Source organism: Pseudomonas sp. efr-133-TYG-23, assembly GCF_030209215.1.
Taxonomy (GTDB): Bacteria; Pseudomonadota; Gammaproteobacteria; order Pseudomonadales; family Pseudomonadaceae; genus Aquipseudomonas; species Aquipseudomonas rhodesiae.
Genome location: NZ_JARVSL010000027.1, coordinates 14024 through 27737, shown reverse-complemented (window position 1 = coordinate 27737; position 13714 = coordinate 14024). Strand labels below are relative to the sequence as shown.

At 63.0% G+C, this 13714-nt stretch carries 3 protein-coding genes; all 3 read left to right on the top strand.

The window, feature by feature from the left end; genetic code table 11:
* Positions 1-83: 83 nt before the first annotated feature.
* Complete coding sequence (locus tag QRN41_RS17950; protein ID WP_167416378.1) at positions 84-3185, top strand: transglycosylase domain-containing protein; 3102 nt, start codon at positions 84-86, stop codon at positions 3183-3185.
* A gap of 134 nt (positions 3186-3319) precedes the next feature.
* A complete protein-coding gene (locus QRN41_RS17945) occupies positions 3320-8428 on the top strand; it encodes an NEL-type E3 ubiquitin ligase domain-containing protein (RefSeq protein ID WP_285421938.1) in 5109 nt (1702 codons plus the stop codon).
* 176 nt (positions 8429-8604) lie between these two features.
* Complete coding sequence (locus QRN41_RS17940; protein ID WP_285421937.1) at positions 8605-13680, top strand: NEL-type E3 ubiquitin ligase domain-containing protein; 5076 nt, start codon at positions 8605-8607, stop codon at positions 13678-13680.
* Positions 13681-13714: the final 34 nt, after the last annotated feature.

The following is a 13714-nucleotide window of genomic DNA, read 5'->3' as shown; positions in this document are numbered from 1 at the left end:
CGGCGACAAATTCCTTGCCAACGCCAATCAGCGACTAAGCTTGAGTCAAGTCCGATCAATCTGCGTGAATGGATCAATCGACTATGGGCGCGTTATGGCACACCGATTCACCTCCCGCTGCGGTTGCCACCGACAGTGCGGTTGAACCGCCATTGCCCGAAAAGCCGCGCAAACCCCGCTACGCCTGGAGGATGTTCTGGCTGTTGCTGTTGATCGGCAGCGTCATTGCCGGCGTGGCGGCGCGCCGCGAGATGCTCACCTCCCATTGGCAGGCCCGCACCTTCAGTCGCCTGGCGCAGACCTTGACCTACGACGTGCAACCCGGCCCCAGCGACGCCATCGTCTATCCCGGCGACGGCCCGTTCGATAAACGCCTGGGTTACAGCGCGTTGGATGAGTTCCTGCCGCGCCTGCTCAAACGCGACTACCTGATCCAGCGCCAGGCCCGGTTCTCTGCGGCGCTGATGGCCTACACCGAGCACGACCTGTTCGTGCCCTACGCGGAAAAAATCCAAGCCGGGCTGACCATCAGCGATTGCCGCGCCACGCCGCTGTACACCTTCATGTACCCACAGCAGGCCTATCAGGATTTCGGCGCGATTCCACCGGTGGTGGTCAACAGCCTGCTGTTTATCGAGAACCGCGATCTACTCGCCGCCGACCAGCCGCTGGCCAACCCGGCTGTGGATTGGCCACGCTTCGCCAAGGCCGCCTGGTCGCAAGTGGCGAAGGTATTGCACCTGCCCGGCCAGACCGCCGGCGGCAGTACCCTGGCCACGCAGTTGGAAAAGTACCGCCACTCGCCGGATGGCCTGACGTTGTCGGGCAGCGAGAAGATCCGCCAGATGATTTCCGCCAGCGTGCGCGCCTATCAGGACGGCCCGCAGACCTTGCAGGCGCGCCAGCGCATCGTGCGTGACTACCTCAACAGCGTGCCGCTGTCCGCCGTGCCCGGTCACGGCGAAGTGCATGGGTTGGCCGAAGGCCTTAGGGTCTGGTTCGGCGCCGATTTCAACCGCACCAACGCCCTGCTCGCCGGCCACGAGCCAGACCTGCTCGGCCAACGTGGCCTGGCGCTGCGCGAGGTGCTGTCGCTGATGATCGCCCAGCGGCGCCCGTCGTTTTACCTGACCCGAGGCCACGACGAACTGGCCAGCCTGACCGACAGCCATATCCGCCTGCTCGCACAAAACCAGGTGATCGACGCGGCGCTGGCCGACGCGGCCCTGGCCAGCAAGGTGCATTATCGCGATTGGCTGCAACAACCGACGATCCAACCGATCGACACCAACAAAGGCATCAGTGTCGCCCGCAGCCGCCTCGCGGCATTGCTCAATCGCCCGCTCTACGACCTTGACCGCCTGGACCTGGCCGCCACCAGTACCTTGCAAAGCGACCTGCAAACCCAGGCCACCGACTACCTCAAGCGCCTGGCGGACCCGGCCTTCGCCGCGCAATTGGGCCTGCTGGGGCCGCGCCTGCTGACCCCCGCCAGCACCGCCCAAGTGCGCTACAGCTTCAACCTCTATGAGATGACCGCCGACGGTGCCCGGGTGCGGGTGCAGACCGACAGCACCGACCAACCCTTCGACATCAACGAAGGCAGCAAACTGGAACTGGGCTCCACCGCCAAGCTGCGAGTGCTCACCACCTACCTGCAAATCATCAGCGAGCTGCATGACCGCTATGCCGGCCAGACGCCCGCCGCCTTGAAGAAAGTCTCGGTGGACGAGCAGGATCGCCTATCGCGCTGGGCCCTGGATTACCTGGCACAAAACACCGATCCAAGCCTGCCGAAAATGCTCAGTGCGGCCCTCGACCGGCAGTACTCGGCCAGCCCCGGCGAACGTTTTTTCACCGGTGGCGGCCTGCATCGTTTTCATAACTTTCGCGCTGAGGACAACGGGCGCAACCCGACCTTGCGCGAGTCCCTGCGCGAGTCGATCAACCTGCCCTTCATCCGTTTGATGCGCGACCTGGTGCGCTACAGCACCTACCAGGCCCCCGGCAACAGCGCCGCGTTGCTCAAAGACGACAGCGACCCGCGTCGCCAGGAATACCTGGCCCAGTTCGCTGACCGCGAGGGCACCACCTACCTGTTGCGTTTCTGGAAGAAGTACCGCAACAAAGACACCCAAGCGCGCCTCGATACGTTTCTGGACAGCCTCCACCCCACCGCGATCCGCCTGGCCGCCGTACACCGCTACCTGTTGCCCCAGGCCAGCCAGGCGAGTTTCAACCGGTTTGTACGGGCGCACCTGACCCCGTCCGGCACCGCCACAACACTCAGCGACGAACGCCTGGCCAAGCTCTACACCGACTACGGCCCCGGTGCCTACGACTTGCCGGACCAAGGCTATATCGCCAAAGTCCACCCGTTGGACCTGTGGCTGCTCGGCTACCTGCTCAACCACCCTGACGCGACCTTTGCCCAGGCCGTGGCCGCCAGCGAGCACGAACGCCAGGAAGTCTACGGCTGGCTGTTCAAGAGCCGGCACAAGAGCGCGCGCGACAGCCGCATTCGCACCATGCTGGAGGTCGAGGCCTTCCTGGATATTCATGAGCGCTGGAAAAAAGTCGGCTACCCCTTCGATCACTTGGTGCCGTCGCTGGCCACGGCCATCGGCAGTTCCGGTGATCGCCCGGCGGCGCTGGCCGAACTGGTGGGGATCATCCTCAACGACGGCGTGCGCGAGCCGACCCTGCGCATCGACAGCCTGCACTTTGCCGCCGGCACCCCCTATGAAACGCACCTGATCAATAACCCCGACAAAGCCAAGCGCGTGATGCCCAGCGAAGTGGCCACGGCGTTGCGCGAAGCCCTGTCGCAGGTGGTGGATGCCGGCACCGCCAAACGCGTGTCCGGCAGTTTCAAACTCAGCGACGGCACGCCGTTGATCATGGGCGGCAAGACTGGCACCGGCGACAATCGCATTGAGGCCATCGGTGCCGGCGGGCGGGTGCTCAGTTCCAAATCGATCAACCGCACGGCCACCTTCGTGTTCTATATCGGTGAGCATCATTTCGGCACTCTCACCGCGTTCGTACCCGGCAGTTCGGCGCAGAATTTCACCTTCACCTCGGCATTGCCGGTGCAGGTGCTCAAAGGCATGGCGCCGCTGTTGACGCCCTATTTGCAACCCGGCGAACAGACCCTGTGCCAAGCCCCCGACAACGGGCGTTAGTTATCTATAACTTGCATTCAAATAACCCATTAACTTCACACTCAACGGATTAATAAGCTTCAGCATTTTGAACTTTTACGGTAATTCTCAAAGCATGAAACTAGCAACTCGAACCCATTAAAGAGTTTCTGTTCATGCCCGAACTTCCTCCGTCTGAAACTACGCGCAGCACCTATAAAGGCCCGCACTACGGGTTGATCAAACAAACCATTCCAGACTGGATCACCTCCAGCACACCGGCAAGGCTCGGCCAACTGAACACCGCCACTCTGACGCGGCCGGCCGGGCTCGCCGGCCTGACCTCGGCGCAGCATCAAGCCCTGCAGGAGGCCAATGCCGACGGCTGGCGCACGCAGAACCAAGTGGACCGGCTGTTAAGCGATATTCAGGATGTATACGCCTTCGCCGAACCGCGCTTGAAAAAAGCCATCCAGGATAAATACGGCCTCGACCTGAATGTGCAGACCACGTTTCTTTATTTATATATTCCGGTTGCAACGCCGTGGTACGTCATTGATTTTTCCAACGGCGTGACCACCCGCAAAGTGTCATTACTGGATGCCGCCCTGCATAACTTCGCCAAACGCGAAACATTTGATATCAACTCTTGCTATATCACTCAACCCGACTATCGCGGCCACTTCGCCGTGCTGCCGTTGGACACTACGATGTCGATCCAACAGTTCAAGGCCCTGTGCCGTGAGCTGGACCTCGGTGCCCACTACCAACGCTACTTGAACGAGCGCCTGCTGCCTGAAGCCACGGCGGCGCGGACCGAATTGCAGCACCAGGTGATCGCCAGCCAAAAAGCTGCCCTCAAGGTCGCCGCTCACTTGGCCAGCATCCACACTGTCGCGCAACAGCCCGCCGACTTGAGCATGGCCGGCTTCCACCTGCTGATGCGCACGTTGCGCGGTGATCGTGGCGTGATGCAGTTCTATCAATTGAGCATTCTGGACGTGTCATTGAGCGGCATTCTGCTGATCGCCGCGGACCTGGAGCGGGTAACCAGCACCTCAAAGTTGATCGCCTATATTCCCCATGACCCCGAAAGCCCGGTCAAAGAATACGACTCCAGCCTCGCCTTCATGCAGGACCTGACGCGCAAACTGCAAACCAACGCGCCGATCCCGTCGCGCCAGCAACAGACCTACCAGCAGTTCTTCAGCCAGTTTGTCGATCACACTCAACGCGGGCATTTTTTTTCCAACCTGAGCCAGCGGCTGTGCCGCGTCCAATGGCATCAGCACAGCCCCTTGGACCCTCGCCCAAGCTGGCGCGAAACGCCACTGACCGCCCCCCGCCTGCAGTTTTCCGCGACCCCGATCAGGGGCGACCTGTGGCAATTTCTCTACCAGCAGTCGCTCAACAAGATCCTCAACGACGGGCGCGCCATTGCGGTCTCCACCGCCGACGCCGACACCCACGCGCGCTGGGCCTGGTGGGACAACCTCACCCGCCTGTTATCGGATATTTTCAATGTCGCTCTGATGGTGGTCACGCCGTTCGTGCCTTACCTGGGCGAACTGATGCTGGCCTACACCGTGTTCCAACTCACCTATGATGCGGTCGAAGGCGCAGTGGATTTGAGCGAAGGCCAATTCAGAGAGGCCGGCGAACACCTGCTCACCGTCACCAACGACCTGGTACAAGTGGCCGCCTTCGCCATCGGCGGCAAAGTGGTGGGTGCGTTCAAGCGCTCGACGTTTATCGACGGCTTGCAACCCGTGCAGGTGGGCGACCGAACGCGCTTGTGGAACCCGGATCTGGCGCCCTACGCCCGCCCTGAATTGCAGTTGCCGGCCGACGCACAGCCCGATGCCCTCGGCCTGCATGGGCACCGCGCGCAGAAAGTCCTGCGCCTGGAGGGTCAGCATTATGTCGTCGAGCAGGATGAAACCAGCGGCACCTATCGCATCAAGCACCCCACCCGCGCCGAGGCCTACGCCCCCAGGCTCGTTCATAACGAGCACGGTGCGTGGTATCACGAAGGCGAGGACCCGCTGACCTGGGGCAGCCACAGGCTGCGCAGCCGCCTTGGCCCGGTGGTGCAAGGGTTCGACGCAACCCAACTGGAACAGGCCTGTGAGACCAGCGCCACCCGCGATGCAGACTTGCGCATGATGTACGCCGACCGCGACAGCCCGCCGCCGCTGTTGGTCGACAGCCTCAAGCGGATACGGCTGCGGGCGCAGGTCGACCGCGCACCGGCCCAGGTGCGCGCCGGTACCGCCGCCAAGCTACCGGACAACTGGGCCGCGCAAACCACCAGCGAGCTACCCGGTTGGCCGCCGAACAAGGCCATCGCCGTGTTCATCAACGATGATTTGAGCGGGCACGCCCTCACCTACGGCGCAGCCACAGCCAGCGATGCCGACACCTTGAACATCAGCCATCGCGAGGTAAGCGCCGGCCAATTGCCCGAACGCCTCGCTACGTTCTTGAGCGACAGCGAATTCGCCGGCCTGTTGCCCGCGCCGGTCGGGCCTACGTCTGCCGCGCGCATCCAGGCCCTGCGCGGGTTACTGGCGGATAAAGTGGCGCGGGAAAAAACCGCCGTTTTCAACCATCTCTACAGCACCACGGAAGTGGCCGAAACCGCCCCTGGCGAGCTGATTCAACAACAGTTCCCGCAGTTGCCGAAAAACCTGGTGGCCAACCTGTTGCTGCGCACCTCGCCCGATGAGTTGGAAACGCTGAACACACAACGGCAGATCCCTCTGCGCCTGAAAAACCTGGCACGGGCACTGGCCAACGAAGTGCGCGCCAGCCACGCAAGCGAGGGGCTCTACGATGACGCGTTGCTGACCCCGGACACCGAACGAATGGTGCTCAATATCCTGCGCCAGCACACCGACGCACTGAGCGACATAAGCATCGCCATTCACGAACAGACCGCCCAGGGCCAGGTGCGCTGCCAGGTTGGCGCCGCCGAGGCCGCCACGAGGAAAATCCTGCTGCACACAGGCCCTGGGCAGTACCAGATCCATGATATGAGCAGCGCTGCGCCGCAACCGCAGTTCAGCTTGTACGAAGCCCTGATCTGGCTGCTGCCGCCGGGCAAGATTGATTATGTGGCCGGCCAGGGCGCGATTTTCAAAGCCTGGCTCAAAGAAAAACTGGAACCCTTGAGCAACCGTCGCACGCTGCTGCAAGCCCCCACACGGCGTCAGGTGGATGAACGCGCCGCCCAATCGCTGTTGCAAAAGCCCATGTTCGACGCCTTTCGCCGCCTGTTTCGGCGCGAACCGCCACAACCGCCGACGCTCAAGGAAACCCTGGTCAGGTTATGCCCAAGTTTGAGCACCGAGCAGATCGAAGAGGTGACACCGCACCTGAAAACCCCGGAAGCGGAGCAACTGCTCAACACCCTGGAAATCGACCGCGCGGTGCTGGACACAGAGCTGGAGAACTTCCGCAAGCAGAAGCCCAGCCTGACCAAGGCCAGCGCCACGCTGGTGGCCAACGAAATGCTGATGCGCGGCCACATCATCAAGGAGTTGAAAAACTGCTGGGAACAAGGCGCCTATCAACGCCTGCTGCCTGCGCAGGCACGCTCCGGCGGAACGCGGCTGGACCTGAGCGAACTGACCCTGGGGCGCTATATCGCCAGCCTGGAGCCTCTGCGGGCGGACTTCAGCCATGTCACGCGCTTGAATGTCAGCGGCACACGCCTGGGGGATCGGGACACCGACTTCCTCGACAATTTCCCCAATCTGCGCAGCCTTGATCTGTCCGACAACAACCTCGCCGGCCTGCCGTCACAGCTGCCCAATATCAAGTTCCTGGCCAAACTGAATCTGAGCAATAACCCCATCGCCTGGCGCCCCAGCGACTACGCGATCCTTGAACGCTGCCAGCTTCTGCGCTCGTTGAACCTGGAAGGCAATACGCAGATGCGCGTCGCTCCGGACCTCAGCCACTTGCCTGAGCTGCGCCGCATGGTGTTGCGGCGAACCAGTATCAGCGCCTGGCCGGCGGGGCTGGACAGCCCGAAACGGGTCACGCCGGAACTGGACTTGAGCAACACCAACGTGCGCACCGTGCCTGAGTTCGCCTCGGATTCGTCGGCGGCGCGCATCGTGGCCAACAGTTGGCTGGACCGTACCAAGCTCGAACGCCTCGATGAAGACCGCTTTGTCAGCTATCGCCGCGCCCAAGGCATCGACCCCTATCGCACACGCCCCGTCGGCGACAAAGCCAACCGGGACTACTGGACAAGCGGCCTGGAAGGCGAGGATCTGGAAACGGCCAAGGAGGTCTGGGACGAGGTCGAAAAAGAGCACGGTTCCCAGGGCTTGTTCGACGTGCTCCATCTGCTGCAACCGCCGGAGCGCTTTCAAACCCAGGAGGATGCGCGGTTGTTCCGCCAGGGCCGGGAAGACCTGTCCATACGCGTATGGCAGGTGCTGTTTGCCGTGGACGAGAACCCCCAGTTCCGCGAGCGCATATTCAGCCTGGCCGGCGCGCCCGCCAATTGCGCCGATGCCGGTGCGCAGATCTTCAACCGCATCGGTGTCGAGACGCTGTTGGAAAACATCCTCAAGGACCAGAGCCCCGCAGGCCTGGCCACCCGCGAGAGCCGCCTGGCGACGCTGGCCAAACAATCCTGGCGCCTGGATCAGGTCAACGAGCGCGCGCGTGCCGAAATCAAATATCGCACCGACCCGATCAGCCAAGGGGGGCTGGGACAAGCCTTCGGCAGTGGAGATAACCAGGTGGACGACGTGCAGGTGTACCTGGCCTACCAGACCGGGCTCAAGGCGCGACTCGACCTGCCGTGGCTGTCCGAACATATGGTCTACCGCAACACCGCCAGGGTCACGGAAACCCACCTCAGCCGCGCCGCTCGCTACATTGCCCATCAGGAGCGCGGTAACGGTCTGGTCGATGGCATGCTTGAGCAACCGTTCTGGAACGAATACCTGCAAGAAAAATACGTTGAGTCGTTCAACCAAGCCTTGGAACGACGTGCCGAGGCCGGCAGCCAACTGGAGGACTTGCTGGAAGCGCACCGCGAGTGGGTGAGCCCGTCCGTGAGCGTCGAGCGCAAGGCTACGCTGCGCACGCAGCTGGTCAGCCTGGCCGACACGTTGAACCTTGCGCAGGCCGAGGTGCTTGAGGAGCAGCCGCTGTCCGACGCGACGGTGAATACCTTCTACGAGCATATCCAGCGCGATTACCGTGATCTGGCACGGCGCCTGACCCGCCAGGCCTTAGAAATCGCAGCGCAAACATCCTGAAGCGTCCCCGCCCCTCGACAGTTGGCGAGGGGCGGTAGCCGGCTATTTTCGAGATGGATAATTTCGAAATCAAACGCCATCCCGTCGGGGTATCCAACCCGGTATTCGCGCTTATTCTCGCCCCCTGCCCTCATTAGACTCGAATGCCTCATGAGCTGATTTTCAGGATTCATTGCATGGCTGACATCCCCTTTGCCCAAGCCTTTAAAGGGCTGCATTACGACTTCATCAACACTGCGCTTCCGCCCTGGCTGACCGCTACCCACCCACAACGCTTCAAAGCTTTACACCACGCTGCACGCCGCCATCCGATCCCTCCCACATCGCTACCGCGCCCCCTCAAGCAGGCAGTGGACGCACACTGGCAAAACCTCAATGCGTTGGATGGGCCGTTTCAAGACTTGAACGATGTCTACGCCTACGCCGAGGTCAAACTGCACACGGCGTTGGCCCAGGATTACGGCGACATCGATGTAAAAAATACCTTTCTACGCACCTATGTCAGCGCCGCCCAGGCCTGGTGGGTGATTGACGTGACCCAGGGTGTCACCAGTCGCACCGTGTCGTTGTTGGACGCGGCGCTGCACAACTTTGCCGACAACGAGCAGTTTGTCGATTACGCGTTTCTCTCGCGCCCCGACGCACGGGGGCAACAACGCAGCCTGAGCTTCACCCACAAGGTCAGCGGCGCGGCGCTGACTGTCGAGGGGTTCAAACAACTGTGTCGCCGGCTGGATATCGGCGCACAGTATCAGGCCCAGCTCAAGAGAGCCCTGGGCTTCGAGCAGCGCAGCGTCGCCTATCGCGTGCGCCAGCACGTGCTTGCCCAGCAGAAAAGTGGCTTGAGCGCGGCCGCGCAACTGGCCGCGCACAAGGGCGATATTCCGCGCAACGCCCTGGCACCGTTGCTGGCCCTGGCCGCCGGCCAACCCGCCGTCGAGTGGGAGGGCCAGCCGCTGCATTGCCACACCCTGGACATGATGAACACGCGGCTCACCGGCATCATCCTGCTGCATAGCCCGCCATCGCCGCCCACGCCGCTGACCCAGGTGCTCGCCTATGTGCCGGACGACCCCGAACACCCGCTCAAGCACTACCCTTCACCGCAGGCCTTCATGGCTGAACTGACCCGCCAACTGCGCGACGTCGAGCACTATCAGGTCTTTTTCAGTCGCTTCGTCGCCCACGACCAACGCGGGTATTTCTTCGCCAACCTCAATGCGCGCCTAAGCCGCGTGCAGTGGCACCACAAAGCGCCCACCGACAGCCAGCCCAGCTGGAAAGACACGCCGATCGAGCACCCGCATCTGCAATTCAACGTGCAACGCTTCGAGCACGACTACCAGAACCGCTCGACCGTCTCCACGGAAAACGACCTGTGGAACTACTTGTATCGGGTGCGCTTGAACAAGATCGTCAACGATGCCCAAAGCCTCGCCGTCTCGACCCATCGCGTCGATCGCATGGCGCGTTGGGCATGGTGGGACAACTTGGAAAAAATCTTTTCCGACCTCCTTAATGTCGCGGTGCAAGTCCTCACGCCTTTCATACCCGGGCTGGGTGAACTGATGCTCGCGTACACCGCTTATCAACTGACCGACGAGGTCTTCGAAGGCATCGTGGACTGGGCCGAGGGCCAGGCGCGGGAGGCCGTGGAGCATATGTTTGGGGTGGCGCAGAACCTGCTGCAGCTCGGCACGTTCGCCGCCGGTGCGCAGGTCGCGCAACCGTTGCACCTGAAGCTGTCGGCCTTTGTAGAGGGCCTCAAAGCCGTGCAACTGCCCGACGGTCGCACGCGCTTGTGGAACCCGCAGATCAGCCCTTATGCCGATCCCTCACTGCAACTGCCGGCGCAAGCCCGGGCCGAACCGTCAGGGCTGCACCGGCACCAGGGGCAAGCACTGCTCAGACGCGATGGCGAGCACTTTCGGGTGCGCTATGACGCCGAGCGCGACGAACATCGCATCGTGCATCCGCGCCGACCCGACGCCTATCAACCCAGGGTGCAGCTCAAGCGCGACGGCATCGTGCTGCACGAGGCGGAACACCCCCAGACCTGGGACCGTCCGACCTTGCTGCGTCGCCTCGGGCGACCGGTAGAAGGTTTGAGCGATACACAACTGGAGCGTATCCGCCGCATCAGCGGTTGCGACGACGACCTGCTGCGCGGCATCTACCACCACGACCAGCCGCTGCCGCCCCTGCTGGAAGACACCCTCAACCGCTTCGACGCCTATGCCAGTGCCAGCCGCTCCAGCGACAGTATTCGCGTGGGGCAGCCACTGGACCCGGCCTCGGCGTGGTTCGAGCAGACGGTTACCGAACTGCCCGGCTGGCCGGCGAATAAAGCCTTGCAGGTGTATCTACGCGCCGACCTCACCGGCGCCTCTCACCACTACGGCAATCCCGACGCCGCGCCCGCCGACACTCTGAAGATGAGCCTGGCACAAGTGATGTCCGGCACACTGCCGGAGCGGGTTCTGGCATTTCTCGATGAACCCCAGACCGAGGCGCTGCTGGGCCAACATCTGCCGAAACCCCAACGGCTCCAACACCTGCGCAACCTGCTGGCCGATTACGTCAGCCAGCAGGCGCCCGACATTGGCCCCTATATGCACCGTTTGCGCGAGCTGTCCGACGAGCCGCGCACGCGCCTGTTGCGTGAGCACTTCCCGCGTTTGGAGAGCCACGCCATCGACGCGCTACTCAGCAGCGCCAACAGCGACGAACTGCGGGTGATGGATGAGCACCAGCGCGTGCCGCTGCGCCTGAAAAACCTCGCCGGCGAACTGGATTTCGTCGCCCGCACCACCCATGCCTACGAGGGTTTCTATTTTCCCTGGCAGCAAACCCCGGACAGCGAACGCATGGTGCTCAACACCCTCAAGCATCACAGCGATGCCTTCGCCGACCTGCACCTGCAAGTTCGCGAACGCACGGCCGATGGGCCGTTGCGCTGCGAGGCGGGGCCCATGGATGCCCAGGTGCGCCGCACGCTGATCCGCAAGGGCAACCATGGCTATGAAGTGCTCGACGATCAGTTAAAGCATCTGCACGGCCCGGACACGCTGTACGCGTCGATCCTCCGGGCCCTGCCCGATCCCACCCGGGAAGCACTGGGCTACAGCACCGGCCAGGGCACCGCGCTGCGCGGCTGGCTGATGCAAACCCTGGAACCCCTGGCCGAACGCCGTATCGCCTTGGCCGAGCCGCCGACACGCGCTCGCGCGAATCGGGAGACCCTGGCCCTGCTGGGCACACCGATGCCGAAAAGAACCGCTCGCGGGCCAACGCAGCCGAGCGCGGACCTGCATCGGGAGGCTCTGAAAACCCTGTTCCCCTACCAAAGTGAAGAACGTATCCAGACCTACATGGACACCGTCGGGCCGCAGGCCCTTGGCGAAACGATCAACACCCTGGTCGTCGAACGCATTCGCCTGAACGGCGAGCTGTCGCGTTGGGCACTGCAGCCAGGCGCCCATAGCCTGAGCGTGGAGCGCGAGTTGCGCGCGTTTATCAGCGCCAGAATCCTCGAATGCTGGGACGACCAGGTACGCGCCCGGGTCGAACATCGCGGCTCAGTGCTGGACCTCAGCGGCCTGGTATTACCGGACGCTTTGCCGACGCTGCAAGCCGATTTCGGCCATGTGGTCGGGCTCAACCTGGCCAGAGCCCGCTTCAAGGCAGAGCATGCCGATTTTCTCGCGCGCTTCCCCTCGTTGCGCACCCTCGATCTGACCCACAACCCCCTGACCCACCTGCCGGATACCCTGGTGGACCTGCGCCATCTGGAAAACCTCGACCTGTCGCACACCCTGCTGCAATTACGCGCGCGGGATGTCACCCGCCTGAAAAACCTGCGTTACCTGCGCCGCCTGAAACTCAACCACACCCCGACCCGCCAAGTGCCGGATATCGGGCGCATGCGCGACCTGGACGAACTGGACCTGAGCCGCACGCCCATCGAACGCTGGCCGGACGGGGTGTTCGATGTGCCCCGGCCGCCGCACTGGCTGCTCAACCTGCAAGACACAGCCATTACCGAGGTGCCCGAGGTCGAATTGGGCAGCCCTGCCGCCCTGGTGGTTGCCCGCACGCGCCTGGATCGCTCACGTCTGGGGGCGGTGAGTCGCGAACGCTTCAGGGCCTACCGCGAATCCGTGGGCCTGGACGCAGACCGCAGCTACGAGCCGCGCGGCGAGAGTGAACCCTGGCTGGCCTACCTGGACGCCACCGCTCAGGACGCCGCGCGGGCGCTGTGGAATCGTCTGGAACACGAGCATGGCTCCCAAGGCTTCTTTGAAGTGATCAAAGCGCTTGAAGCACCCGACGAATTCCAGAGCGCCGAAGACGAACAGCGTTACACCGCCAACCACCGCACCTTGACGCAACAGGTCTGGGAGCTGCTGGAGGCGGCGGACGCCGACACTGCCCTGCGCCTGAAACTGTTCGAGATGGCCAGTTACCCGGCCAACTGCGCCGATGCCAGCACGCAAATATTCAACGAGCTGGGCGTGGAGGTGTTGGTCCATCAGATCGAACGCTATGCCCCCTCGCCCGAGGTTCACGAGCAGCGTCTGGCCGTGCTGTGCCGGGGCATTGCGCGGTTGCGGCAGCTCAACGACGTGGCGCGGGCCGACATCCGCCAGCGCCTGGCGCCGCTCTCCCAGGGCGGCCAGGGTCTGCGGCTGCGCAGCGAAATCGTCGACAACCTGCCTGGCGAGGTGGATGAAGTAGAGGTGTACCTGGCCTACCAGACTGCGTTGGCGCAGCGCCTGGACTTGCCGTGGATCGCGGACCATATGATCTACCGCCTGACGGCCAACGTGAGCGAGGCGCAGATCGGCAGCGCGTACCGCCAGGTGCTGGAACTGGGCGAAGGCGACGGCCTGGTCAACCGCATGCTGCTGGACCCACACTGGCGCGGCTGGCTGGAGCAGCGCTATCCCGAACGCCACGCGCAGCATCAGCAAAGGCTCAAAACGCGTCACGGGCAGTTGTATGAGTTGCAAGACTTGCATGAACAATGGCGCAGGGCACCGACGCCCGAGGCCCTACAGCAGATGCAGGATTTGGCGGCCCTATTGGGTATTACCGATGGGCAGTTGCAAGGCGATGACGCTGCGTTTCAGGCCGCCTGCGAGCGCCTGGAAGAAACGCTGGGCTATGACGCCCTGGCGTGGATGCGCGAACAGACGCGCAATGCTTTGCGCGACGCCGGCGACTGGCGCAATCGAGCGCCGAAGCGTTGAACCGCAAGCTCCGGCAGGCGTGCACGGGCGCGCG

Excerpts from the sequence above, each read along its gene's own strand:
- QRN41_RS17950 (WP_167416378.1), top strand. The coding sequence starts at position 84 with ATGGGCGCGTTATGGCACACCGATTCACCTCCCGCTGCGGTTGCCACC.
- QRN41_RS17945 (WP_285421938.1), top strand. The coding sequence starts at position 3,320 with ATGCCCGAACTTCCTCCGTCTGAAACTACGCGCAGCACCTATAAAGGC.
- QRN41_RS17940 (WP_285421937.1), top strand. The coding sequence starts at position 8,605 with ATGGCTGACATCCCCTTTGCCCAAGCCTTTAAAGGGCTGCATTACGAC.